The 24,101-nt window shown below is 54.4% G+C and carries 22 protein-coding genes; 11 read left to right on the top strand and 11 right to left on the bottom strand.

Annotation, left to right across the window (positions count from 1 at the left end):
- From L1I42_RS05800 to L1I42_RS05760, 9 genes are all read right to left on the bottom strand, one after another.
- Positions 1 to 1,107 (bottom strand): cis-3-hydroxy-L-proline dehydratase, encoded by a 1,107-nt coding sequence (locus L1I42_RS05800; RefSeq protein ID WP_236113538.1) that lies wholly within the window; start codon positions 1,105 to 1,107, stop codon positions 1 to 3.
- 23 nt (positions 1,108 to 1,130) lie between these two features.
- Entirely contained in the window at positions 1,131 to 2,132 is a 1,002-nt protein-coding gene (locus L1I42_RS05795) for a 4-hydroxyproline epimerase (RefSeq protein WP_236113537.1), read from the bottom strand.
- A 9-nt stretch (positions 2,133 to 2,141) separates the two neighbouring features.
- A complete protein-coding gene (locus L1I42_RS05790; RefSeq protein ID WP_236113536.1) occupies positions 2,142 to 3,383 on the bottom strand; it encodes an NAD(P)/FAD-dependent oxidoreductase in 1,242 nt (413 codons plus the stop codon).
- Positions 3,384 to 3,442: 59 nt separating this feature from the next.
- On the bottom strand, positions 3,443 to 4,873 hold the full coding sequence (locus tag L1I42_RS05785; protein ID WP_236113535.1) for an aldehyde dehydrogenase family protein: 1,431 nt from the start codon (positions 4,871 to 4,873) through the stop codon (positions 3,443 to 3,445).
- 55 nt (positions 4,874 to 4,928) lie between these two features.
- Positions 4,929 to 5,888, bottom strand: a complete 960-nt coding sequence (locus tag L1I42_RS05780; RefSeq protein WP_236113534.1) for a dihydrodipicolinate synthase family protein — start codon at positions 5,886 to 5,888, stop codon at positions 4,929 to 4,931.
- 83 nt (positions 5,889 to 5,971) lie between these two features.
- The gene (locus tag L1I42_RS05775; protein ID WP_236113533.1) at positions 5,972 to 6,694 is read right to left on the bottom strand and encodes an amino acid ABC transporter ATP-binding protein; all 723 of its coding nucleotides are present in this window, start codon (positions 6,692 to 6,694) and stop codon (positions 5,972 to 5,974) included.
- Positions 6,691 to 7,353 (bottom strand): amino acid ABC transporter permease, encoded by a 663-nt coding sequence (locus L1I42_RS05770; protein ID WP_236113532.1) that lies wholly within the window; start codon positions 7,351 to 7,353, stop codon positions 6,691 to 6,693. Before L1I42_RS05770 ends, L1I42_RS05775 begins: the two co-directional genes overlap by 4 nt.
- Positions 7,354 to 7,368: 15 nt before the next feature.
- A complete protein-coding gene (locus tag L1I42_RS05765; RefSeq protein ID WP_236113531.1) occupies positions 7,369 to 8,034 on the bottom strand; it encodes an amino acid ABC transporter permease in 666 nt (221 codons plus the stop codon).
- Between the two features lie 96 nt (positions 8,035 to 8,130).
- Positions 8,131 to 8,937: a transporter substrate-binding domain-containing protein gene (locus L1I42_RS05760; RefSeq protein ID WP_236113530.1), complete on the bottom strand. Its 807-nt coding sequence runs from the start codon at positions 8,935 to 8,937 to the stop codon at positions 8,131 to 8,133.
- Between the two features lie 278 nt (positions 8,938 to 9,215).
- On the opposite strand from L1I42_RS05760, the gene L1I42_RS05755 reads away from it, so the two are divergent.
- Positions 9,216 to 9,887, top strand: coding sequence for a GntR family transcriptional regulator (locus tag L1I42_RS05755; RefSeq protein WP_236113529.1), 672 nt, complete (start codon positions 9,216 to 9,218; stop codon positions 9,885 to 9,887).
- 54 nt (positions 9,888 to 9,941) lie between these two features.
- On the opposite strand, the gene L1I42_RS05750 is transcribed toward L1I42_RS05755, so the two are convergent.
- A complete protein-coding gene (locus L1I42_RS05750; protein WP_236113528.1) occupies positions 9,942 to 10,502 on the bottom strand; it encodes a peroxiredoxin in 561 nt (186 codons plus the stop codon).
- A 424-nt stretch (positions 10,503 to 10,926) separates the two neighbouring features.
- Between L1I42_RS05750 and L1I42_RS05745 the strand changes: the two genes are divergently transcribed.
- Genes L1I42_RS05745 through L1I42_RS05735 form a run of 3 tightly spaced genes read left to right on the top strand, consistent with a single transcriptional unit; the run spans position 10,927 to position 14,555 of the window.
- Positions 10,927 to 12,282, top strand: coding sequence for an NAD(P)-dependent oxidoreductase (locus tag L1I42_RS05745; RefSeq protein WP_236113527.1), 1,356 nt, complete (start codon positions 10,927 to 10,929; stop codon positions 12,280 to 12,282).
- A 12-nt stretch (positions 12,283 to 12,294) separates the two neighbouring features.
- Complete coding sequence (gene preA / locus L1I42_RS05740; RefSeq protein WP_236113526.1) at positions 12,295 to 13,605, top strand: NAD-dependent dihydropyrimidine dehydrogenase subunit PreA; 1,311 nt, start codon at positions 12,295 to 12,297, stop codon at positions 13,603 to 13,605.
- Positions 13,554 to 14,555, top strand: coding sequence for a DMT family transporter (locus L1I42_RS05735; RefSeq protein WP_255768494.1), 1,002 nt, complete (start codon positions 13,554 to 13,556; stop codon positions 14,553 to 14,555). The genes preA and L1I42_RS05735 overlap by 52 nt, the downstream gene beginning before the upstream one ends.
- Positions 14,556 to 14,558: 3 nt before the next feature.
- On the opposite strand, the gene L1I42_RS05730 is transcribed toward L1I42_RS05735, so the two are convergent.
- Positions 14,559 to 15,182 carry a TetR family transcriptional regulator C-terminal domain-containing protein gene (locus L1I42_RS05730; RefSeq protein WP_236113524.1) on the bottom strand — a complete coding sequence of 208 codons (624 nt, stop codon included), beginning with the start codon at positions 15,180 to 15,182 and terminating at the stop codon, positions 14,559 to 14,561.
- 499 nt (positions 15,183 to 15,681) lie between these two features.
- Here L1I42_RS05730 and aptA point away from each other — a divergent pair, with 499 nt between their 5' ends.
- The 7 genes from aptA (at position 15,682) to L1I42_RS05695 (ending at position 24,071) form a co-directional block, all read left to right on the top strand.
- On the top strand, positions 15,682 to 17,007 hold the full coding sequence (gene aptA, locus L1I42_RS05725; protein ID WP_236113523.1) for an omega-aminotransferase AptA: 1,326 nt from the start codon (positions 15,682 to 15,684) through the stop codon (positions 17,005 to 17,007).
- Position 17,008: 1 nt separating this feature from the next.
- Positions 17,009 to 18,499 (top strand): CoA-acylating methylmalonate-semialdehyde dehydrogenase, encoded by a 1,491-nt coding sequence (locus L1I42_RS05720; RefSeq protein ID WP_236113522.1) that lies wholly within the window; start codon positions 17,009 to 17,011, stop codon positions 18,497 to 18,499.
- A gap of 31 nt (positions 18,500 to 18,530) precedes the next feature.
- Entirely contained in the window at positions 18,531 to 19,781 is a 1,251-nt protein-coding gene (locus L1I42_RS05715; RefSeq protein ID WP_236113521.1) for a Zn-dependent hydrolase, read from the top strand.
- A 292-nt stretch (positions 19,782 to 20,073) separates the two neighbouring features.
- Positions 20,074 to 21,528, top strand: a complete 1,455-nt coding sequence (gene hydA, locus L1I42_RS05710; RefSeq protein WP_236113520.1) for a dihydropyrimidinase — start codon at positions 20,074 to 20,076, stop codon at positions 21,526 to 21,528.
- Between the two features lie 8 nt (positions 21,529 to 21,536).
- Positions 21,537 to 22,322 carry an ABC transporter ATP-binding protein gene (locus L1I42_RS05705; RefSeq protein ID WP_236113519.1) on the top strand — a complete coding sequence of 262 codons (786 nt, stop codon included), beginning with the start codon at positions 21,537 to 21,539 and terminating at the stop codon, positions 22,320 to 22,322.
- Complete coding sequence (locus L1I42_RS05700; protein WP_236113518.1) at positions 22,315 to 23,214, top strand: ABC transporter permease; 900 nt, start codon at positions 22,315 to 22,317, stop codon at positions 23,212 to 23,214. The genes L1I42_RS05705 and L1I42_RS05700 overlap by 8 nt, the downstream gene beginning before the upstream one ends.
- Entirely contained in the window at positions 23,211 to 24,071 is an 861-nt protein-coding gene (locus L1I42_RS05695; protein ID WP_236113517.1) for an ABC transporter permease, read from the top strand. Before L1I42_RS05700 ends, L1I42_RS05695 begins: the two co-directional genes overlap by 4 nt.
- Positions 24,072 to 24,101: the final 30 nt, after the last annotated feature.

Genomic DNA, 24,101 nt, shown 5'->3' with positions numbered 1-24,101 from the left:
TTAGCCTCTCAATTCAAATTCGGGTTCACCCAACACGTCGAAATCTGGCTCAACGCCCAAGCCCGGCGCGTCTGCTGGCGACATAAAACCATCCACGCGCTTGGGGGCGCATGCGGCGAAATCGACAGTGCCGTAGGAGTTAAAGTCCGTGGCCGAGAACGAGAATGCTTCCGGGGTGGACGCGGCCAGATGGGCGATGGTGGCGGTGACGATGTCGCCGCCCCATGTGTCCTCAATGGTCATGGCCAGACCTGCATTGACGCAAATGTCACGCATCAGGCGCGCCTTGGTGAGGCCGCCGACTTTCGAGATTTTCAGATTGATCGCGTCCATGGCATCGTCGGCCAAGCCTTTGCGCAGCATGGCTTCATCAAAGATGTTTTCATCCATAATGAAGGGACGCGCGGTGCGGCGGCGGATGGACAGGCACTCTTCATAGGTCATGCAGGGCTGTTCGATATAAACATCCAGATGGGCCACGGCGGCGGCGACACGCGCGGCTTCGTGACGGTTCCAGCCAGTATTGGCGTCAGCGACCAGCACTTCTCCACGGTCCAGCACCTCGCGGGTGGCATGGATGCGGGCAATATCGTCATTGGCATCGCCGCCGACTTTGAGCTGGAATTTGGTGTAGCCTTCATTGCGATAGCCATCGATTTTCTTGGCCATCATTTCCGGGTCTTCCTGCGAAATGGCGCGGTAAAGCGCGACCTTTTCCTGCTGTTTGCCGCCCAACAGGGTGTAAACCGGCAGGTCGGTGGCTTTGCCCAAAATGTCCCAACAGGCGATGTCGATGGGCGCTTTGGCGTAGAGGTGACCGCGCAAGCCCGCATCCATGGCGTTGTTGATGATGTTCAAATCGCGTGGATCAAGGCCGATGACGTGGGGGGCCAGTTCTTTCAGCCCTTCGCGCACGCCTTTGGCATAGCTGGGCAAATAGGCGGAGCCGAGCGGGCAGCATTCGGCGTAGCCTGTGATGCCTGCATCGGTTTCAACCGCCAGAACGGTTGAATCAAACACTTCAACAAAGTTGCCATTTGACCAGTTGTACCGGCCTTCTCTCAGCGGCAAATCAATCTGATAAACGCGCAGTGCAGTGATTTTCATAATGTCCTCCGTCGCCCTTTTGCCTATGGCAAAATGAAGCCATGTTTGAATGGGTCACGATCATCAACAAAGATCGTGTTGTATCCGGTTTTGCGGGCCCAGCCGCCAATTGATGGGATGATGGCATCACGGTCTCCCACTTTAGTGGCCGCTTCTACCCGGCCGCGGAACAGCGAGCCGATAATGCTCTCATGCACAAAGTCTTCGCCCACGGCCAAATCGCCCATGGCGACCCAATGGGCCATGCGAGCCGATGTGCCTGTGCCACAAGGCGAGCGGTCGATGGCTTTGTCGCCATAAAACACCGCGTTGCGGGCCGTGGCTTCGGGATCGCGGGCAGCGCCTGTCCAGAGGACGTGGCTCAAGCCGTTGATCTCAGGATGTTCGGGGTGTACAAACTCGTATTTCTCATTGAGCGCGGCGCGCAATTGCGGCGACCAGCGGATCAAATCGAGGGATGACAGGCCTTCAATATCTTTGAAGTTTTCCTGCGGTTCTACGATGGCGTAGAAGTTGCCGCCATAAGACACGTCGACGGTGATTTCGCCCAGATCAGGTACCGTAACGGTAAGGCCTTTGGCATAAAGGAAGCTCGGCACATTGGTGATGCGCACTTCTTCCACATAGCCGTCTTTCATGGTGTATTCGGCCTTGATGCGCCCGGCAGGGGCATCAAGATAAAGCACGCCCGGTTCTTTTGGCGTGACCAGCCCTTCTTCCAGCGCCATGGTGACGGTGCCGATGGTGCCGTGGCCGCACATGGGCAAGCAGCCTGAGGTCTCGATAAACAGAATGGCGATGTCGCAATCATCGCGGGTGGGTGGGTAAAGGATCGCGCCGGACATCACATCGTGGCCGCGCGGTTCAAACATCAGGCTAAGGCGCACCCAATCATATTCGGCCAGAAAATGGGCGCGCTTTTCGATCATGTTCGCGCCCTTCAGGTCTGGCCCACCGCCCGCCACAAGGCGCACGGGATTGCCGCAAGTATGTCCATCAATGCAGAAAAAGCTGTGTTTCGCCATGGGAGTTTCCTAAAAACGAGACGGATTAAAGGGAGTTAAATCAAGTGACGGCGTTTGACCGTCAATCAGTTCGGCCATCAGTTTGCCCGTGGCAAAGCATTGGGTGAGCCCCAAATGGCCGTGACCGAAGGCATAGCTGACATTGGGCGTGTGGGCGCTTTTGCCGATGGCGGGCAATGTGTCTGGCAAGGAGGGTCTAAAGCCCATCCATTGGGTACCCTGCTCTGTTTTCAAGTCTGGCATAAAGCGCTTGGCCTTTTGCAACATGATTTCAGACCGCTTGTAATTTGGCGCGGCGTCCAGCCCGGCAAATTCGACCGCGCCGCCGACACGAATGCCGGTGGAAAGCGGAGTCATAACAAAGCCATGCTCGCCAAAGATCATTTGACGCTTCAGGTCGAACGCGTCGACGGGCAAAGTGGTGTTGTAGCCGCGCTCGCTTTCAAGCGGGATATGGTCGCCTACCTGCTTGGCCAACTGATGCGACCACGCGCCAGCGGCAACCACCACGTGATTGCCCGAAAGCATATCGCCGTTGGCGAGCATCACTTCGCCCGCTTTGGAAATGGCTTGAACTTCTTGCGTGATCAACGCGCCGCCATCCTGCTGCACCATGCGCCACAGGATTTGGGCGAACTCGAAGGGATCATTGACCGTTTGCCATTTGGGAATGAAGGTCGCGCGTTTGATGTGGCCGGATAGGCCCGGCTGCAAGTCAGCCAAGCGGTTTGCATCGAGATGTTCAAATTCGATGCCGAACTCTAGCCGCGCCTGCCAACTGGATTGGCTGGCGGCGAACTCGCGCTCGCTTTCATAAAGTTGCAGCGCACCATCGGTGCGGATTTGAGTGCCGATCTGCGGAATCTGCGCCATGCGATCGACTTCGCTGGCAGAAAGGTCGAGCAAGGCTGATTGAGCGACAATGGATTTGCGATATTGATCCGGCCAGGAGGCGCGGAAGAATTTGAGCAGATAGGGCACGATATTGAGCGCATATTGTGGACGCACCGACAACGGACCCAGCGGATCAAGCAGCCATTTTGGCGCTTTGCGCATGATGCCCGGCGACGCCAACGGGAAAATATCAGCCAAGGCAAAGGCCCCCGCATTGCCAAAGCTGGCTTCCTGCGCCACGCCCTTGCGGTCCACCAAAGTGACTTTACGCCCGGTCTGCTGCACATAATGGGCGATGGCCAAGCCAATGATGCCGGCGCCGATAATAATCACATCATGTTTGGGTTGCGTGGCCATATGCGCCTCTTAATCTTGAAGAAATGCCCGGCGGCGTGCACCGCCGCCGGGCGCACACCTTATGGGAGGGTGTAAGCTGTTTTGACGGTGGTGTAGAATTCCGCCGCGTACGTGCCCTGCTCGCGTGAGCCGAAGCTGGACCCTTTGGTGCCGCCAAATGGCACGTGATAATCCACGCCCGCGGTGGGCAAATTCACCATCACCATGCCGGCTTCGGCATTGGCTTTGAAGTGTGACGCGTGCTTCAGCGATGTGGTGCAGATGCCGGATGACAGGCCGAACTCCGTATCGTTGGCCACGGCAAGCGCCTCATCATAATCCTTCACGCGGATCACGCTGGCCACGGGGCCAAACACTTCTTCGCGGTTGATGCGCATATCGTTGGTGGTTTCAGTCACCAAGGCGGGCGCCATGAAGAAGCCTTCGGTGTCGCGATTCAAGCGCTGACCGCCAGTGACTTTGCCGCCATCTTTGGTTGCGATGTCCACATAATCCAGGTCTTGCTGAAGCTGCTTTTCATCCACAACCGGGCCAATATGGGTTTCTTTGCGCAAGGCATGGCCCACATTGAGGTTGTTCAACCGCTCTTCAACAGCCGCCACAAATTTGTCGTGGATGCCTTCGGTTACGATCAAACGTGATGAGGCAGTGCAGCGTTGGCCGGTGGAGAAATAGGCGCCGTTTACGGACACATCAACTGCAATGTCGAGGTCTGCATCGTCCAGCACAACCATTGGGTTTTTGCCGCCCATTTCAAGCTGCACCTTTTTCAGCAATTTGCCGCAATCGGCGGCGATGGCACGGCCTGTGCCGACGGAGCCTGTGAAGCTGATGGCGTTGACCTTGTTCGAACCGATCAATTCCGGCCCGACAACAGAGCCGCGGCCAAACACAAGGTTGAACACGCCCTCCGGCAAGCCGGAACGGGAGATGATTTCCGCCAACGCATGGGCGCAACCCGGCACCAATTCCGCTGGCTTCAACACCACGGCATTGCCGAACGCCAAAGCTGGCGCAATTTTCCATGCGGGAATCGCGATGGGGAAGTTCCATGGCGTGATAAGGCCAACAACGCCAACGGGCGAACGCGTAACGTCCACACCAATGCCGGGGCGCACGGAGGCGAGAACATCGCCAGTTTGGCGCAAGGTTTCGCCCGCGAAGAATTTGAAGATTTGGCCAGCGCGTGCGGCTTCGCCAATACCTTCAGGCAAGGTTTTGCCCTCTTCACGCGACAGCAATTCGCCCAATTCAGCTTTGCGCGCCAAAATCTCACTGCCGATGAAGTCCAGCACGTCAAAACGTTGCTGCGGTGTGGATTTTGCCCATTGTGCGGCGGCGCCAGAGGCCGCGTCAATTGCGCGGGCCATATCATCAGCGCCACCCACGGCGGCATGCCCCAAAATGTCTGAGGTGTCCGATGGGTTCACATTGGGGGTGCTGTCAGATGTCTCATGCCAGGCACCGCCAATAAAGCTTTTATATTCCATTAGTTACTCCAATCTACAGGATCGTGGTTTGGCGTATTTTCGGTCTAAATCCGAATTAATCGTTGAGAGCCAACACGTCCGGTTGCTGGCTCCAATCTTTATACCAAGCGCGGAACAAAGCATATTGTTGTTCAACGTAATTACGCTGGGCATCCGACAATTTGTCGGTCTCGTTGAAGTGCAGCTCATATTCGGTGTCGCCATTGAGCACCATCAAATGCTTGTAATAAAGCACCAGATCTGCGCCCTCATCGAACGAGGATAGAACAGCCAAGGCATCGTCCAGCTCATTGGCTTTAACCCGCGCGGCAGCGTTGCCGGTGGCTGCTTTTTGCGACAATGCCACAAGGTGCAGCACTTCTTTCGGCAGGGCATTGCCGATGCCGGTGATAGCACCGCCAGCGCCGCAATTGACAAAGCCATGCACAACGGTTGTGTCCACACCGATCATCAGCGTGACATCGTCGGATTGGCTGGTGATATATTCAGCGGCGTAGCGCAAATCGTCTTTGCCGCCGAACTCTTTAAAGCCGACCAGATTTTTATGATCTTTGCGCAGGTCAAAGAACAGGTCCGCGCGGGTGGCAAAGCCATAATAGGGGCTGTTGTAAATCACAGCCGGCAGATCAGGCGCTGCGTTCAAGATGCCTGCAAAGTGGGCACGTTGCGCGGTGATGGATGTGCCGCGTGACAAAACACGCGGGATCACCATCAAGCCATGGGCGCCGACTTTTTGCGCGTGGGCAGCATGTTCAGCGGCAATTTTTGAGTTGACCGCGCCGGTGCCAACGATGGTTGGCACGCCAGCTTCCACCAAACGGGCCACGCCTGTTTGACGGTCTTCATCTGAAATGAGCGGCCAATCGCCCATCGAACCGCAATAGACAACGGCAGACATGCCCGCCTCAATCAATTCTTGGCCCTTGCGCACCAACGCATCAAAATCTGGCGTGCGGTCCGCCTTACAGGGGGTCATCAAAGCCGGGATGCAGCCCGTAAAAATATTCGCAGTCATTGCACCTTTTCCTTCGCAATAGCTTACTGGTGGCAGGGCGATTCCGCCCTGCGCATATTCACTCTCAACTCGTTATAGAAAACCTATCGCACGTTGGCCAAAAACTTCGCCGTGTGCGCGCTTTCCGGTTTGCCAAAAATCTGTTCTGGCGGGCCAATTTCTTCCATAACGCCCTCATGGAAATAGGCCACGCGATCACTCACATCACGGGCAAAGCCCATTTCGTGGGTGACGCAAATCATGGTCATGCCCTCTTCTGCCAAAAGCCGCATTGTGTCCAACACTTCGCCCACCAATTCAGGGTCCAGCGCGGATGTGGCTTCGTCAAACAACATATATTCCGGCTCCATGGCCAAGGCGCGAGCAATGGCCAGACGCTGTTGCTGACCGCCAGACAAGGCTGACGGGTACACGTCAATCTTGTCGTTCAAACCCACATGTTCGAGCTGAGCTCGCGCAATTTCACGGCTTTCCGACTTGGATTTGCCCTTCACAATGCGCGGGGCCAGGGCGACATTTTCCAGCGCACTCAGATGCGGGAACGAGTTCCATTGTTGGAACACCATGCCCATTTTTGTGCGCAGTTTGTTGAGGTCCGTGCCTTTGTCGTGCACAGACACGCCATCGACCTTCACTTCGCCCTTTTGGATCGCCTCCAGCCCATTGATGCAATAAAGCAAGGTGGACTTGCCGGAGCCGGACGCGCCGATGATGGACAGCACTTCGCCTTTTTTGACATTGAGATCAATGCCTTTCAGCACATGCAGAGCGCCGAAATATTTGTGCAGTTCTTTAATTTCGATCATGACTGCCACTTCCTTTCAAGATGTGCTGCGTAGCGCGAGATGGGAAATGAGAGCGCGAAATAGAACGCGCCGGCCACTGCGAGCACAAGCAAGGGTTGTTGAGTTCGCGTGATCAGATCACGCGCGACTTTCAAGAGTTCTGGATGGCCAAGTACGGACACCAGGGCACTGTCTTTCAGCACACCAAGCGCAACACCGACCCATGAGGGGAACACGGCACGCAGCCCGATAGGCCACACCACATGGCGCATGGTTTGAAAATAGCTCAAGCCCAAGGATCGCCCGGCACGGCGCATAGGCGTGCCCACAGATTCGATGCCGCCACGGGCCACACTGGCCACAAGCGCGGAGGTGTAGACCCCCAAAATGATCACGCCTGCCATGAACGGGCTGACCGCCAAACCGATGACGTTGAACAAATTGTAGAACAACACCAGCTGAATAATCAGCGGTATGGACCGGAATGCATCCAGAATGAAGCCAATGGTGATGGCACCGACCACTTTCGATTCAGACAGGATCCAGCCAAAAAAGATGCCGACGACTGTTCCGCCTGAAATCGATAGTGCCGAAATCAACAGGGTTTGCCACGCCGCTTGCGCCAATATCCAAAGATCTTTGGGGCCAAAGCCAGAGAAGAATGCGATTGAATCGTTCATTTATTCACTCCCCTCCTAATACCGGAACAAACGCCAGGACAGCAGCCTGGAGATGCCCAAAATCATTTTCACCATCACGTAATAGATGAGCGCGGTGACCGCGAAATACTCAAAGATACGGAAGGTCTTGAAGGCTTGCGCCTGGGTTTCGCCCGCCAATTCGCGGAAGCCCACGATCATCGCCAAAGAGCTCATCAACACCGCCCAGACCAACTGGTTGGTCATGGGGTGATAAACAATGCGGAACACTTGCGGGATAATGATGCGCGTGTAAGCCTGCGTGGCCGACATGCCCAGGGAACGCGCCGCACGCATCTGCGTGTCGGGCACAGCCTGAAAGCCGCCACGGAAATTCTCTGCCAGATAACCGGCATTGTTAAAGGACAGCCCGGCCAGCACAATGAAATAAGGCGTGAGGTGCAAACCAAAGGCACCCAAGCCGAAAGAGAAGAAGAAAAGCTGGAACAAAGCGGGCGTGTTGCGCGCGGTTTCAACCCAAGCGGTGGCAATCCAGGACAGATATTTCGGGCCACCCATGCGCAACAAGGCCAACACCAAGCCAATGCCAATGCCAATAATCATGGAGAGTACCGAAATCTGCAAGGTGACCAAGCTGGCTTCAAGCAGCTCTGGTAGTTTGCGGATCACCGGACGCCAGTGGAACGTGTAATCAAAGTTCACCTGCGTCTCCTCCTTTGTTTAGGGTTGGGGAATCTGCCCGCAGCACATGAGCGTTGCCGCGAGCAGATGACTAAGGGTCAGTACCCCAGGTTTCGCTTAGTACATTACGCCAGGGATGCGCAGTTCTGGAGCTGCATCGCCAACATATTTCTGCCAAAGCTCTTCATAACGACCTGAACGCACCTGATGGGTGATGAACAGGTTGATATAGTTGAGCCAGGACACGTCCTTACGCGGGCCGGCAACTGAAGTGTAGTCTGTGGTCCAAGGCATACGTGGTCCAGGCACAACACTGTCATATTGCTCGGTGATTGGCTTGACGGCGGTGTTGGTGGTGATACCAGCATCCGCTTTGCCCTGCGCCACGGCGAGGAACACTTCGTTTTCGCTCTGATAACCTTGATAGAGGTTCTCTTCGCCCCACTCTTCAGCAATCTTCAGCCACTCTTGCTCTGGTACAGTGCCCACAGCGGCAGCCACGCGCTTGCCTTTCATGTCTTCAAAGCTCTCAATGCCGCTATCCTTACCCACAACAGCTTGCGCGAAGTAGATAGCGTAAGGAATTGAAAAGCCGACGGTTTTGGCGCGCTCTAGCGAGTCAGATGTGCCGCCGAACACGATGTCTGCACGGTTGGTAACGATGGCGGGCAAACGCTCTGCCCAGGTCACTGGGATGATTTCCGCATCCACATCAAGGGCTGCCGCCATATCATTACAATATTCAACATCGAAGCCAGCTGGCTCATTGTTTTCGTCGCGATAGCCAATGGGCGGGAAATCCAACACAACAGCACAACGCAACACACCATTGTTGATCACGTCGTCCAGCTTGTCAGCAAATGCCTGTGGCGCGGCCAATCCGGCCACCATTGCCGCCATTGCGGCTACTTTCAAAAATTTCATACCGTCCTCCCGGTTAGGTTGATGCAATTTGACCTCTGCCCCAGTCGCCATCCGATGAAGGGCAACGAAAATCAGGAGCGAGCAAGGGCAATTTTGCGTCTTACATTTTCTCTATAACATAAAATTGGATACAATCTACAATATTCTTTATAAAATATGCTATACCTTTGGATAAGACCGCTTTGAGCGCGGCCACAAATGCGCGCTAAGTCAAGGCTTGGCGAAGGGGGGCGGACTATTTATGTTGGGATCAAATTGTTTTTGGGCATACGAATCTTATGAAATTTAATGCAACAAACGTGCGCGCATCGGCTTCGGCAGCTGATCTTATTTTTGAAGCCTTGCGCGAGGCGATCTTCACCGGCGAAATTCGCGCGGGCGAGCATTTGCGGCAAGATGCGCTGGCAGACATGTTCAACACGTCACGTATTCCCGTGCGCGAGGCGCTTTCCCGGCTAGAGCAGCAAGGCCTGGTGAAAACAGAACGCTATAAGGGCACCACGGTCACCTCCCTCTCCGTGGATGAAGTGCGCGAAATATTTGAGTTTCGAGCGCTGCTGGAGGGCGAAGTGATCCGCTATGCGGTCGAGAACATGGACGATGAAACGATCGAGAAAGCCCGCCGCGCTTGCGATGCCTTCGCCACCGAAACCGATTCGGCGCGGTATGGCGAACTCAATCGTGATTTTCACTATGCACTTTATGCCAAGGCCGAGCGCCCCTATCACCTGAAAATTGTCAGCCAGGCGCTTGATCGGATTGAGAGCTATCTTCGGGCACAATTGGTTTTGACTGACGGGATGGAACGGGCAAGGCGCGAGCATATGGGCATTTTGAACGCCTGCAGCTCGCGGGATGCCGACAAGGCCGTTGCGTTGACCCGAGCGCATATTCTGGGGGCCAGTGAGTCTTTGATTCAGTTCTTACAAACGCGCGATAGCGCAAAATAAAAGGCGCGTTCACCACGCGCCTTCCAAATTTGTATCGTTCAGGCGTTCGCCGAACTAGGCAACTTGCTCTTTTTCAAATGGCTTGTTGTCGCGCAGCCATGTGATCACATGCTCTGGGCTGGACACATCATAAGGGTCGGTCGCGCAATCATCTTCAAAGCCTTCTTCAGGGAACCAGCCCACAATCTCGCCATCGTCGATGATTGCTGCATAGCGCCATGAGCGGTAGCCAAAGCCCAGATTGTCTTTTTTGACCAACATGCCCATTTTGCGGGTGAACTCGCCAGAGCCATCGGGAATCAGGCCGATATTTTCAACGCCCTGGTCCTTGCCCCACTTGTTCATCACAAAGGCATCGTTCACGCTCAGGCAATAAATGGCATCAATACCCTCTTCCTGAAACTCACCAAACATTTTTTCGTAGTTTGGCAGTTGGTAAGTGGAGCATGTTGGCGTGAAGGCGCCGGGCAATGAGAAGAGCACAACGCGCTTGCCTTTAAAGAAATCATCAGTTGTTTTTTCTTCCCAACGGAATGGGTTCGGGCCTTCAATTGACTCATCGCGTACGCGAGTCTGGAAGGTCACTTTCGGGAGTTTCATGCCAACATGAGCCATCGTAATCACCTCGATTTTTTACAAATTCTTTTGACTATTCACACACATAGCTTCCCCCTGTCCGCGTGATGGACATCAGCACCTTCGATCAGGGTGGAAAGCATTATTTGAATGCGAACAATTCGCAGTGCAGCTGTTAATGCATCTTGTTGAAACTAACAAGACTTACTTAGCCTTATGCACCAAAATGCCGCGATTTTTCGGGCCAAACGGCTCATTATGAGAAAGGTTCCGTAAGATAAATACGAGGCGAAAATAAAAATTTGACCTTTTGATAAAAATAATTCAAGATTTTGATACCGGATCGCGAACGGTTGGCGTCGGAATACCGCGCCATTGGGAAATGGCAGGATCAGTTCGAGGAAAACTGGTTCATTGGAGTTTGAAGCACAGTCGTCCGCGTCAAATCAGGGAGGGGAGAACGATGTCTGACCGGCAGGTTTTATCGCGTGATGTACGAAGTGCACGTCTGAGCGCAGCTGAATATGAAGAGAATTTTTCCGATCTACATGCGCCACTTGATTGGCACGAGGCCAAGGTGGAAGCGGAACGGTGTTATTTTTGCTATGACGCACCGTGTATGACCGCCTGTCCCACTTCAATTGACATACCGCTGTTTATCCGCCAGATCGCAACGGATAATCCGGTGGGGTCGGCCAAGACCATTTTCAACCAGAATATTATGGGGGGCATGTGCGCCCGCGTTTGCCCCACGGAAACCTTGTGTGAAGAAGTGTGTGTACGCGAGGAAGCTGAAGGCAAGCCCGTAAAAATCGGCCAGCTTCAGCGCTATGCCACCGACCACTTTATGGACGAGAAACGTCCGCACCCCTTCACCCGCAAGCCCGAAACCGGCAAAAAGATTGCCATTGTTGGCGCTGGCCCCGCAGGCATGAGCTGTGCACACCATTTGGCCCGCGAAGGTCATGATGTGGTGGTTTTTGATGCCCGGAATAAACCCGGCGGTCTGAACGAATTCGGCATTGCCAGCTACAAATCCACCGACAATTTTGCCCAACGCGAAATTGATTTCTTGCTGGAAATTGGTGGTATTGAAATTAAAAATGGCCAGATGCTGGGGCGCGATGTGGAGCTTGACCAATTGGCCGCAGACTATGATGCGGTGTTTTTGGGGCTGGGCCTGAAAAATACCAATCGCCTGAATCTGGAGGGTGAAGATGCGCCGGGTTGTGAAGACGCAATCGATTATATTGCGGCGCTGCGCCAGGCAGAAGACAAGTCTACCCTCAATGTGGGTCGCAATGTTGTCGTGATCGGCGGCGGGATGACCGCAATTGATATCGCCATTCAAACCAAGTTGCTGGGCGCGGAGAACGTGACCATCTGCTATCGTCGCGGTCAGTCGGCCATGAATGCCAGCCTTTATGAGCAGGAATTGGCGCAAACCCACGGGGTGGACATCAAACATTGGCGGCAGCCCAAAGCTATTCAACTGAATGGCGATGGCGAAGTGTGTGGCCTTGAAGTGGAAACAACCGCGCTTGCGGATGGCATCTTGAGCGGCACCGGCGAAACCCAGATTATTCCAGCCGATCAAGTGTTTAAGGCCATTGGCCAAAAATTTGATTCAAGTGCATTGAGCGGCGGCCAGATTGATTTGGAAGGAGGGCGGATCAAGGTGAATGACCAACGCCAGACCTCCAATGCCAAAATCTGGGCCGGTGGCGATTGCATTGTCGGCGGCGAAGACCTGACGGTTGTGGCCGTGGAGGACGGCAAGATCGCCGCACAACATATCAACTCAGTTCTGCAGGGTTAGGAGGAGACACTCATGGCTGATTTAACTTCAAATTTTCTAGGTATAACGTCTCCAAATCCATTCTGGCTGGCTTCGGCCCCACCAACGGACAAGGCCTATAATGTGGAGCGCGCCTTTGAAGCGGGCTGGGGCGGCGTTGTGTGGAAAACACTTGGCGCCGAGGGCCCGCCCGTGGTCAATGTAAATGGCCCGCGCTATGGCGCGATTTATGGACATGACCGGCATTTGATCGGGCTGAACAATATTGAGCTGATCACGGACCGCGATCTTTATGTGAACCTGAAAGAAATCACGGAAGTGAAGAAGCGCTGGCCGGATCGGGCGATTATCGTGTCGCTGATGGTGCCATGTGATGAAGACAGCTGGAAAGCGATTTTGCCGCTGGTGGAAGAAACCGGTGCCGATGGCATTGAGCTGAACTTCGGTTGCCCACACGGCATGAGCGAGCGTGGCATGGGCGCTGCGGTGGGCCAAGTGCCGGAATATATCCAGATGGTGACCGAATGGTGCAAAAAGTACTATTCCAAGCCTGTTATTGTGAAGCTGACGCCGAACATTACCGATGTGCGATATCCAGCGCGAGCGGCGAAAGCTGGCGGTGCGGATGCCGTGAGCCTGATCAACACCATCAACTCGATCGTATCAGTGGATCTGGATCAGTTTGCCCCCTCACCCACCATTGATGGTAAAGGCACCCATGGCGGCTATTGCGGCCCGGCTGTAAAACCCATCGCCATGAATATGGTGGCTGAAATTGCGCGCGATCCGCAAACAGCAGGTCTGCCCATCTCCGGCATTGGCGGCATCACCACCTGGCGCGACGCGGCCGAGTTTATCGCTTTGGGCTGTGGCAATGTGCAGGTGTGTACCGCGGCGATGACCTATGGCTTCAAAGTGGTGCAGGAAATGATCACCGGTTTGAGCGACTGGATGGACGAAAAAGGCATTGCCTCGATTGATGAATTTGTTGGTCGCGCCGTGCCCAACGTCACGGATTGGCAATATCTCAACCTCAATTATGTCACCAAGGCAAAAATCAATCAGGATTTATGTATTGAGTGCGGTCGCTGCCACATCGCTTGTGAGGACACCTCGCACCAGGCGATCACCAATATGGTGGACGGCAAGCGCCGCTTTGAAGTGATTGACGAAGAATGTGTTGGATGTAATCTATGCGTCAATGTCTGCCCGGTGGATGATTGCATCACCATGGAACCAATTGCCGGGATGGATCCACGCACAGGCAAACCAATTGACCCCAATTATGCCAATTGGACGACTCACCCCAACAATCCAGGGGCCAAACCGGAGGCGGCAGAATAGCCCAGAACCCGACACTAGAATCTGAGCGCCCCTCATTCCGGCGCACAATAGATGGCCGCGAAAAACTTCGCGGCCATTTGGCTATGATCCTGTTTTCCATGTTGATCGCAGCTTCCTTTTCCTTTGGCGCCCTCGCCGCACCGCATATTGATGCGGGCGCGCTCAGCGCCGCCCGCTTCTTGCTTGCCTCCATTGTCATGGCGCTGATTGCATACTTCTTAAGGGTGCCGCTCACCTCTGGTCGCGCCATTTTACCTCAAAAGCCCTATCGTTTTTTGATTTTGGGCGCGCTGATGGGCGTTTATTTCGTGACCATGTTTGAAGCGCTGAAGATTGCCTCACCGGTTTCAACTGGTGCCGTCTTTACGCTGATGCCACTGATATCCGCCGGGTTCGGGGTGGTCTTTTTGGCCCAGCGCGTCTCGCCTCGCATGTTGATCAGCTTAATGATCGCCGCAATCGGCGCCATCTGGGTGATCTTTCGCGGCGATCTGGATGCATTGCTCGCGTTTAATATCGGCACCGGCGAAGCGATCTTTTTTGTCGGAGTTGTGGCTCATGGGGCCTATGCGCCGCTGGTGCGACGGCTGAACACGGGCGAGCCGGTGGTGCAGTTTTCCTTTTGGACCCTGGCAGCTTGTGCCTTTTGCCTGTTCATCTATGCCTTTGTCGAAATCCTGAGAACAGATTGGCTGAATTTGCCTGCGGTGGTTTATTGGGCCGGGCTTTACCTGACCATTTTCACCACTGCCCTCACCTTCTTTTTGCTGCAATATGCCAGCTTGCGGCTGCCGGCTTCCAAAGTCATGTCTTATGGCTATCTCACCCCCAGCTTTATCATCTTGATCGAAGGGGTGAGCGGACGCGGTTGGGTCAACCCCAGCGTCGCGATGGGTGCTCTCGTAACTGTTCTGGCGCTGGCGGTTTTGGCCTTTGCCAAGGAAGACTAGGCGTTAATCTGCTTTCAACAGCGAGGTGAACAGCTGTTCCAGATAGGCTTTAGTTGCCTCAAACTGGGCTGGATCATCTATACCCTGCCCCATCACCACTTTCACCTGCACTTCAAAGTCGGCATAGTGCTGTGTCGTGGCCCAAATGGAAAAGATCAGATGTCGGGGATCAACTTTTTTGATCCGCCCTTCGTGCATCCACTTGTCCATTATCTTGGATTTTTCCAGCACAAGATCATTGATCTCGCCTTCAAGAATAGGTTTGATGCGTGGGGCACCCTGCACAATCTCGTTGGCGAACAAGCGGCTTTCACGCGGAAAATCGCGTGCCATTTCGGTCTTGCGTCGCACATAATTCAGGATCTCTTCCAGCGGATCGCCATCTTCTGACAGTTCACGCAGCGGGGCGAGCCAGGAATCCAACAGACGAGACAAAAGCGTTTCATGAATATCCTGCTTGGATTTGAAGTAGTATAGCAGGTTGGGCTTTGACATGCCGGCTTCTTCAGCGATTTGATCGATGGTGGATCCGCGGAATCCATTTTGTGAAAACACTTCCAGCGCCGCCTCGAGAATCTTTTTCTCATTCGCGCGCTGAATACGCGTGCGCCGCTTTGGCGTCTGCATACCGACCCCAGCCATCTACAATCCCTTCATATACTGTTTGTCGGCATGGCTGTGGACAAGTTCACACGCGCTACGCACCAACAATCCCGCATTACATAATCTTATCATAACCAAACGTCTAGTGCATTTCACCCAGACCTTCGTTTAGGAAGAACTCATCGGGCGTTTCTCTCACACCATCAAGTAATAAGCATCGCTCCATTACAAAACAGAATTGCCACCCACTCCTGAATTCTCAATTTGATCCAACTTATCTCGAACTCTTTGTATTTTTGCTGCTTACTTTGCCAGACCACTTTAAGAAGACCGCTTTTTTCGCAATGTTGAACAGACGTAATTTGGCCGAAATTCTCAACCATATTTCCTGCACAGTTTGCGCTTGACCATTTAAATAGCTTTGCTAAACTTTGATCAAGCAGTCAATTTTTTGCAACGTTTTTTCCAGCGTTTAATGACCTGATTGAACTGCATCTAAATGCCTTGGGGGAGGTAAGCATCGATGAACGACGCCACAATAGTGCCTAATGATCTGAACGCATTTTGGATGCCGTTCACCGCCAATCGTCAATTCAAAAAACAGCCGCGCATGTTTGTTGGCGCCAAGGACATGCATTATACCACCAGCGATGGCCGCGAGGTGCTGGATGGCACGGCAGGGCTTTGGTGTTGTAATGCAGGCCATTGTCGACCGAAAATCACTGAGGCCATTCAAGAACAGGCTGGCGAGTTGGATTATGCGCCAGCGTTTCAGATGGGACACCCAAAGGCTTTTCAATTGGCCAATCGGTTGGTCGATATTGCCCCTGTCGGCATGAACCATGTGTTTTTCACCAATTCTGGCTCTGAGTCAGTAGACACAGCACTGAAAATCGCCCTCGCCTATCATCGGGCCAAAGGTGAAGGTTCGCGCACCCGGCTGGTGGGCCGCGAGCGCGGCTATCATGGGGTCAATTTCGGCGGCATTTCTGTGGGGGGCATTGTGGCCAACCGCAAAATGTTTGGCACCTTGCTAACGGGCGTCGACCATTTGCCGCACACACATTTGCCCGACCAAAACCGCTTCACGCGCGGCATGCCGGAGCATGGCGCTGATTTGGCGGACGAATTGGAGCGCATTGTGGCGTTGCACGACGCGTCGACCATCGCGGCGGTGATTGTTGAACCGGTTGCCGGGTCCACTGGCGTGCTGATCCCGCCCAAGGAATATTTGCAACGCCTGCGCAATATTTGCACCAAGCATGGCATTTTGCTGATCTTTGACGAAGTGATCACTGGCTTTGGTCGGTTGGGGTCGCCCTTTGCGGCCCAACATTTTGATGTGATGCCGGACATTATCACCACCGCCAAAGGTCTGACCAATGGGGTGATCCCCATGGGTGCGGTGTTTGTGCGTGACGAAATTCACGATGCCTTTATGAACGGGCCCGAGCATCTGATCGAGTTTTTCCACGGCTACACCTATTCAGGCAATCCCATCGCCAGCGCCGCTGGGCTAGCCACGTTGGAAACTTACGAAAGTGAAGGCTTGCTGACCCGCGCCGCGGAGCTGGATTCCTATTGGGCCGATGCGCTGCATTCGTTGAAAGACGCCAAGCATGTGATCGATATTCGCAATATTGGCCTGATCGGCGCGATTGAGCTGGAACCGATTGCTGGAGAGCCGACAAAGCGCGCGTTCTCTTGCTTTTTGGATGCCTATGAACGTGGGTTATTGATCCGCACAACCGGCGACACGATTGCCCTGTCGCCCCCACTTATCATTGAAAAATCGCATATCGACCAATTGGTGGATACGCTGCGCACAGTATTGAACGAGGCCGCATAGAATGGACATTATTCAAAACGCCATAAACGGGCAAAGAGTCACCTCAAAATCATCCAATAAGGTGCCGGTGTTTAACCCCGCCACAGGCGAGCAAAGTGCAGAACTGCCGCTTTCCAGCGTGGATGAGGTGCATGCGGCGATCGAAGCGGCGAAGGCTGCGGCCCCGGCCTGGGGCGACACGCCGCCGCTGAAGCGCGCCCGCTATATGTTTCGGTTCAATGAATTGCTGAACCAGCACGCGGACGACATTGCCCGCGAAATTTCAAAAGAGCATGGCAAAACCCATGATGATGCGCTGGGCGAAGTGGCCCGTGGCATTGAAGTGGTGGAATTTGCCTGTGGGATTCCCTCCCTACTGAAGGGTGATTTCAGCCGCAATGTCGGCCCGTCCGTCGATACAGTGGCGGACCGCAAGCCTTTGGGCGTTGTCGCCGGGATCACCCCCTTCAATTTCCCGGCAATGGTGCCCTTGTGGATGTACCCAGTGGCGATTGCTTGCGGCAACACCTTTGTGTTGAAGCCGTCCGAGCGCGACCCGTCTGCGCCGATGCTGGTGTGGGATTTGTTCAAGGAAGCGGGCTTCCCTGATGGGGTTTTGAATGTGGTGCATGGTGACAAGCAGGCGGTGGACGCGCTCTTGGATCATCCCGATGTCAAAGCCATCAGCTTTGTGGGTTCTACCCCAATTGCTGAATATGTTTATAAGCGCGGCACCGATGCGGGCAAGCGCGTACAGGCCCTGGGCGGCGCGAAGAACCACATGATTGTTATGCCAGACGCCGATATGGACAAAGCTGCGGACGCCTTGATGGGCGCGGGCTATGGTTCGGCTGGCGAACGGTGCATGGCGATTTCGGTAGCCGTGCCGATTGGCGACAAGACCGCTGATGCGCTGGTGGCCAAGCTGAAGCCGCGCGTTGAAGCGCTAAAAGTTGGCCCCGCTTCGGACAGCGATGCTGAAATGGGCCCGCTTATCACCAAAGCGCATCAGGACAAGGTTTTGGGCTACATTGATGAAGGCGAAAAAGCTGGCGCCGAATTGGTGGTTGATGGCCGTGGCTACGCCCCTCAGGGCTATGAAAACGGCTATTATGTTGGCGGCACCCTGTTCGACCGGGTGACCACAGACATGTCGATCTATCAGGAAGAGATTTTCGGCCCAGTTCTCTCTGTGGTGCGAGCGCAGGACTATGGCGAAGCCGTCAAGATGATTAATGAGCACGAATATGGCAATGGCACCGCCATATTCACCCGCGATGGCGACGCGGCGCGCGAATTTGCTGACAAGATTGAAGTGGGCATGGTGGGCGTAAACGTGCCGATCCCCGTGCCCGTGGCCTATCACAGCTTTGGCGGCTGGAAGCGCTCTTCCTTTGGTGCCCATGGCATGTATGGGCCCGAAGGCGTGCATTTTTACACACGGTTGAAAACCATCACCACAAGATGGCCAGGCGGGATCAAAGAAGGCGCTGTCTTCACTTTCCCATCTTAAGACAACAAAAACAATTTGAGGGACGAGACCAATGGGAGCACCAGGGACAAATCATAAAATCAATGGCGACCGGCTTTGGGATAGCCTGATGGAAATGGCCAAAATCGGTCCCGGCGTGCGTGGCGGCAACAACCGCCAGACGGTGACCGATGAGGATGGCGAAGGCCGCCACCTCTTCCGCAAATGGTGTGAAGAGGCCGGCATGACCATGGGCGTTGATGAAATGGGCAACATGTTCATGCGCCATGAAGGCACAGACCCGGATGCCCTGCCCGTTTATGTGGGCTCCCACCTCGATACCCAGCCCACCGGTGGCAAATATGACGGGGTGTTGGGTGTTCTGGCCGGGCTGGAAATTGTCCGTTCGCTACGGGACATGAACATCAAAACAAAGCGTCCAATTGTGGTCACCAACTGGACAAATGAAGAAGGTACTCGATTTGCCCCGGCGATGCTCTCGTCCGGGGTTTTTGCTGGCATGCACACCCAGGATTGGGCTTATGATCGCGAAGATGCCGAGGGCAAAAAGTTTGGCGCTGAGCTGGAGCGGATCGGCTGGAAAGGCGATGAAAAAGTCGGCGATCGAAAGATGCATGCTTTCTTCGAGCTGCATATTGAACAAGGTCCTATCCTTGAAGCCGAAGGCAAAGATATTGGCGTGGTGACCCACGGCCAGGGCCTTTCATGGACGCAGGTGACGGTGACCGGCAAGGAGAGCCACACCGGCTCCACCCCGATGCCCATGCGCAAAAATGCTGGCCTTGGTATGGCACGAATTTTGGAGTTGGTGGATGAAATCGCCTGGTCGCACAAGCCCGATGCGGTAGGCGCAGCTGGCCATATTGATGTTTACCCGAACTCCCGCAACGTGATCCCCGGCAAGGCCGTGTTCACGGTGGATTTCCGCTCGCCAAACTTGAGCGTGATCCAAGATATGGAAAAGCGTTTGGCCGAAGGCGCAAAGAAGATTTGCGATGAAATGGGACTTGAGGTTGAACTTGAAAAAGTTGGTGGCTTCGATCCGGTTGAGTTCGACAAGGATTGTGTGAAAGCCGTGCGCGACGCAGCGGAACGCTTGGGCTATTCTCATCGTGACATTATCTCCGGCGCGGGCCATGATGCCTGTTGGATCAACCGCACGGCCCCCACGGCCATGGTGATGTGCCCCTGCGTTGATGGCTTGAGCCACAATGAGGATGAAGAGATTTCACCTGAGTGGGCCACAGCCGGGGCAGATGTGTTGTTCCATGCGGTTGTGGAGACGGCGGAGATTGTGGAGTGATGGTGATTGGCCTCGGGAGAACAGGTTGAGAGTGGCCCCGGATCAAGCCCGGGGCGGCCACAAGGAGAGATACCGTGCCCTCCCCACGGGGCATTCCCGGCCTTGAGCCGGGATCGGCAGGAAGGGAAAAGAAGCTGGCGCTGAGAGAGCGACGGACTATTTAGAAACACCCCGACATCAGATCGGGCAAAACAAAACGACCGGAAAAATCCGGCGCATACATTAGAGGTCAACTCTAAGATTTAAGAGGAACTAATAACGGCTCAAAAAGAGCGACCCATAGGAGGAAGATATGGCATCGAAAGTGATCAAGGGCGGGACAGTTGTCACCGCGGATTTGACTTATCAGGCAGACGTCAAAACAGAAGGCGGCGTGATCACCGAGATTGGGCCCAACCTTTCTGGCGATGAAGTGCTGGACGCGACAGGCTGTTATGTGATGCCGGGCGGGATTGATCCGCACACCCATATGGAAATGCCCTTTATGGGCACCTATTCCAGCGATGATTTTGAAAGCGGCACCCGCGCGGCGCTGGCCGGCGGCACCACCATGGTGGTGGATTTCTGCCTGCCGAGCCCTGGCCAATCGCTGCTGGAAGCGCGGCAAATGTGGGACAATAAATCCACGCGCGCCAATTGTGATTATTCATTCCATATGGCCGTAACCTGGTGGAGTGAGCAGGTGTTCAACGAGATGCCTGAAATCACCAAACAGGGCATCAACACCTTCAAGCATTTTATGGCCTATAAAGGCGCCTTGATGGTGGAAGATGATGAAATGTATGCCTCCTTCAAGCGCTGTGCCGAGATTGGCGCCCTGCCTCTCGTTCATGCGGAAAATGGCGATGTGGTCGCCCAATTGCAGGAGCAGTTGCTGGCCGAGGGCAATAATGGGCCGGAAGCCCACGCCTATTCTCGTCCACCAGAAGTGGAAGGCGAAGCCACCAACCGCGCGATCATGATTGCCGATATGGCAGGCGTGCCGGTTTATATTGTGCACACCTCCAGTGAGCAGGCGCACGAAGCCATTCGTCGCGCACGGCAAAATGGCATTCGTGTATTTGGCGAACCACTCATTCAGCACCTCACCCTTGATGACAGCGAATATGCGCACAAGGATTGGGACCATGCCGCACGTCGCGTCATGTCGCCGCCGTTCCGCAATAAAAAGCACCAAGACAGCCTGTGGGCGGGCTTACAATCAGGCAGCCTGCAAGTTGTGGCGACGGACCATTGTGCCTTCACCACCGAGCAAAAGCGTTATGGCGTTGGTGACTTCACCAAGATCCCAAATGGCACCGGCGGGTTGGAAGACCGGATGCCGATGCTGTGGACTTATGGGGTGAATACGGGCCGCCTGACCATGAATGAGTTTGTGGCCGTCACCTCCACCAATAGTGCGAAAATCCTCAACATGTACCCCAAGAAGGGTGCGATTTTGGTGGGTGCGGATGCGGACCTGGTGGTTTGGGATCCGAACAAGGAAAAGACCATTGAGGCCAGCACGCAGCAATCGGCCATCGACTATAATGTGTTTGAAGGCAAGCATGTGAAAGGCCTGCCCCGCTTCACCCTGACCCGCGGCAAAGTGGCGATTGATGATGGCGCGGTGAAAACCGAGGAAGGCCATGGCAAGTTTGTGAAGCGCGACTCCTTTGGCGCCACAAACAAAGCCCTTTCCACCTGGAAAGAGCTGACCGCCCCCCGCAAAGTTGAACGGACCGGTATTCCGGCAAGCGGGGTTTAAACCAAATAATGGAGCAGCAAACTGTAGTCCAGACACAGAATCTGGACCTGACATTTGAAACCAACGATGGCCCGGTACACGCGCTAAAAAATATTGATCTGAGCATTGATCGGGGCGAATTTGTCTCCTTTATCGGCCCATCCGGGTGTGGCAAGACCACACTATTGCGGGTGATTGCGGATTTGGAAAAACCCACGGGCGGCACCATTGAAGTGAATGGCATGACGCCCGAACAAGCCCGGATGAACCGTGCCTATGGCTATGTGTTTCAATCGGCGGCGCTTTATCCCTGGCGCACCATTGGCGGCAATATCTCTTTGCCCTTGGAAGTGATGGGGATCGACAAGGCGGAACGGGCTGAACGGATCAAGAAAAACCTTGAGTTGGTCAATCTGGATGGGTTTGAGAAAAAATATCCCTGGCAATTGTCTGGCGGCATGCAGCAGCGTGCCTCCATTGCACGGGCGCTAAGCTTTGATCCAGATATGCTGCTGATGGACGAACCCTTCGGCGCGCTCGATGAAATCGTGCGGGATTATCTCAACGAGCAATTGCTCGATCTGTGGGCCAAAACCAAAAAGACAGTGGTCTTTGTCACCCACTCCATTCCCGAGGCGGTGTTTTTGTCCACCAAGATTGTGGTGATGAGCCCTCGTCCCGGACGCATTCATGAAATCATTGATTGCGACCTAGGCGACAACCGCACCCTTGATATTCGCGAAACGCCGCGGTTTATCGAAATTGCACATCAGGTGCGCGAGGGCTTAAAGCTGGGGCACAGTGACAATGGTTAGGGAGCGTGAAGGATTTTCGGCATTTTTGCATGACCGGGTGATCCCGATCGGCACGGTGCTGCTGGCCATATTTGTGTTGTGGTATGTGTTTACCGTGGTGTTGAACGCGCCTTTTGAGCGTGACCAGGCTGCGCGAGCGGATACCGAGCTTTCGACCATCGAACTGATCAGCAACACCATGGTACAAAAACGGCCCATTCTGCCGGCACCGCATCAGGTGGCAGTGGAGATTTGGGAAACGACGGTGGAGAAAAAGATCACCTCCAAACGGTCACTGGTCTACCACACTTGGGTGACCCTATCTTCGACCCTTTTGGGCTTTGCCATGGGCACGGTGTTGGGCATTTTGCTGGCCGTGGGCATAGTTCATTCCCGCGTGCTCGATAAGAGCCTGATGCCCTGGATCATCACCTCGCAAACCATTCCCATTTTGGCGATTGCACCCATGGTGATTGTGGTGCTCAATGCCATAGGGATTTCCGGGCTGCTGCCCAAGGCGGTGATTTCGATGTATTTGTCTTTCTTCCCGGTCGCGGTGGGCATGGTGAAGGGCTTTCGCTCGCCTGAAGTGATGCATTTGGATTTGATGCACACCTATAATGCGAGCCGCAGCCAAGTGTTCTGGAAATTGCGCTGGCCCGCCTCGGTGCCATTTTTGTTTACGTCCATGAAAGTGGCAGTGGCGATTTCGCTGGTGGGTGCCATTGTGGGTGAATTGCCGACAGGCGCTTCGGCTGGCTTAGGTGCAAGGCTCCTTTCCGGGTCCTATTATGGTCAAACCATTCAAATCTGGTCCGCGCTGATTGCAGCTTCGTTGCTGGCGGCCTTTTTGGTGATGATGGTGGATATAATCGGGCGTAGTGTGACCAAACGGATGGGGATGGCAGCATGAATTTGACCTGGATATTTGCGGCATTGACCTTCTGGATTGCCACTTGGGCCATCAATCAGATGCTGGCGAGGCAGCAATTTAGCGACAAAACCGTCCAAACCGGCATCGATGTTTTCATTCCTATTTTGTTTGGCGCCGCACTGCTTGTGCTATGGGAAGGGTTGTGCCGCGGCTTTAATGTGCCACCGGTGCTGTTGCCGCCGCCCTCTATGATTTGGGAACGGATCACCAATTCGCTCGATATCTTGTGGGCCGACTTTCAGCAAACCTATCTCAAGGCGGTGTTGGCCGGTTATGTAATGGGGTGCGGATCTGGCTTTATCGCCGCCATTATTGTGGATCGCATTCCATTCTTGCGTAAAGGGCTGTTGCCCGTAGGCAATCTGGTGGCAGCACTACCGATCGTGGGCATGGCGCCAATCATGGTGATGTGGTTCGGGTTCGATTGGCCATCAAAGGCGGCGGTTGTGGTGATTATGACCTTCTTCCCCATGCTGGTGAACACTGTGGCTGGTTTGGCGGCTTCGGGTCATATTGAACGGGATTTGATGCATACATATGCCTCAAATTATATGCAACGGCTGATGAAGCTCCGGCTCCCAGCTGCCATGCCGTTTATTTTCAATGCGCTTAAAATCAATTCCACCCTGGCATTGATTGGGGCGATTGTGGCCGAGTTTTTCGGCACCCCCATTGTTGGCATGGGGTTCCGCATATCCACCGAGGTGGGGCGGATGAATGTCGACATGGTCTGGGCTGAGATTTTTGTCGCAGCCCTTGCAGGCTCCCTCTCCTACGGGCTGATCGCCCTATTAGAGAGGGCGGTAACTTTCTGGCATCCTTCATATAGATCATAACCATAAGCAAGGCTGCCAATTTCAAGAGGA

This window comes from Maritalea mediterranea (assembly GCF_021568695.1).
Taxonomy (GTDB): Bacteria; Pseudomonadota; Alphaproteobacteria; order Rhizobiales; family Devosiaceae; genus Maritalea; species Maritalea mediterranea.
Note: the sequence above shows the minus strand (reverse complement) of the source record. Positions and strands in the feature narration are given on the sequence as shown.

What these genes read in the sequence shown, in the direction of transcription:
- L1I42_RS05790 (WP_236113536.1), bottom strand. Translation starts at nt 3,383, where the DNA reads ATGGCCACGCAACCCAAACATGATGTGATTATTATCGGCGCCGGCATC.
- aptA (WP_236113523.1), top strand. Translation starts at nt 15,682, where the DNA reads ATGAACGACGCCACAATAGTGCCTAATGATCTGAACGCATTTTGGATG.
- L1I42_RS05785 (WP_236113535.1), bottom strand. Translation starts at nt 4,873, where the DNA reads ATGGAATATAAAAGCTTTATTGGCGGTGCCTGGCATGAGACATCTGAC.
- L1I42_RS05795 (WP_236113537.1), bottom strand. Translation starts at nt 2,132, where the DNA reads ATGGCGAAACACAGCTTTTTCTGCATTGATGGACATACTTGCGGCAAT.
- L1I42_RS05775 (WP_236113533.1), bottom strand. Translation starts at nt 6,694, where the DNA reads ATGATCGAAATTAAAGAACTGCACAAATATTTCGGCGCTCTGCATGTG.
- L1I42_RS05800 (WP_236113538.1), bottom strand. Translation starts at nt 1,107, where the DNA reads ATGAAAATCACTGCACTGCGCGTTTATCAGATTGATTTGCCGCTGAGA.
- L1I42_RS05750 (WP_236113528.1), bottom strand. Translation starts at nt 10,502, where the DNA reads ATGGCTCATGTTGGCATGAAACTCCCGAAAGTGACCTTCCAGACTCGC.
- L1I42_RS05720 (WP_236113522.1), top strand. Translation starts at nt 17,009, where the DNA reads ATGGACATTATTCAAAACGCCATAAACGGGCAAAGAGTCACCTCAAAA.
- L1I42_RS05730 (WP_236113524.1), bottom strand. Translation starts at nt 15,182, where the DNA reads ATGCAGACGCCAAAGCGGCGCACGCGTATTCAGCGCGCGAATGAGAAA.
- L1I42_RS05760 (WP_236113530.1), bottom strand. Translation starts at nt 8,937, where the DNA reads ATGAAATTTTTGAAAGTAGCCGCAATGGCGGCAATGGTGGCCGGATTG.
- L1I42_RS05755 (WP_236113529.1), top strand. Translation starts at nt 9,216, where the DNA reads ATGAAATTTAATGCAACAAACGTGCGCGCATCGGCTTCGGCAGCTGAT.
- L1I42_RS05780 (WP_236113534.1), bottom strand. Translation starts at nt 5,888, where the DNA reads ATGACTGCGAATATTTTTACGGGCTGCATCCCGGCTTTGATGACCCCC.
- L1I42_RS05770 (WP_236113532.1), bottom strand. Translation starts at nt 7,353, where the DNA reads ATGAACGATTCAATCGCATTCTTCTCTGGCTTTGGCCCCAAAGATCTT.
- L1I42_RS05745 (WP_236113527.1), top strand. Translation starts at nt 10,927, where the DNA reads ATGTCTGACCGGCAGGTTTTATCGCGTGATGTACGAAGTGCACGTCTG.
- L1I42_RS05705 (WP_236113519.1), top strand. Translation starts at nt 21,537, where the DNA reads ATGGAGCAGCAAACTGTAGTCCAGACACAGAATCTGGACCTGACATTT.
- preA (WP_236113526.1), top strand. Translation starts at nt 12,295, where the DNA reads ATGGCTGATTTAACTTCAAATTTTCTAGGTATAACGTCTCCAAATCCA.
- L1I42_RS05700 (WP_236113518.1), top strand. Translation starts at nt 22,315, where the DNA reads ATGGTTAGGGAGCGTGAAGGATTTTCGGCATTTTTGCATGACCGGGTG.
- L1I42_RS05715 (WP_236113521.1), top strand. Translation starts at nt 18,531, where the DNA reads ATGGGAGCACCAGGGACAAATCATAAAATCAATGGCGACCGGCTTTGG.
- hydA (WP_236113520.1), top strand. Translation starts at nt 20,074, where the DNA reads ATGGCATCGAAAGTGATCAAGGGCGGGACAGTTGTCACCGCGGATTTG.
- L1I42_RS05695 (WP_236113517.1), top strand. Translation starts at nt 23,211, where the DNA reads ATGAATTTGACCTGGATATTTGCGGCATTGACCTTCTGGATTGCCACT.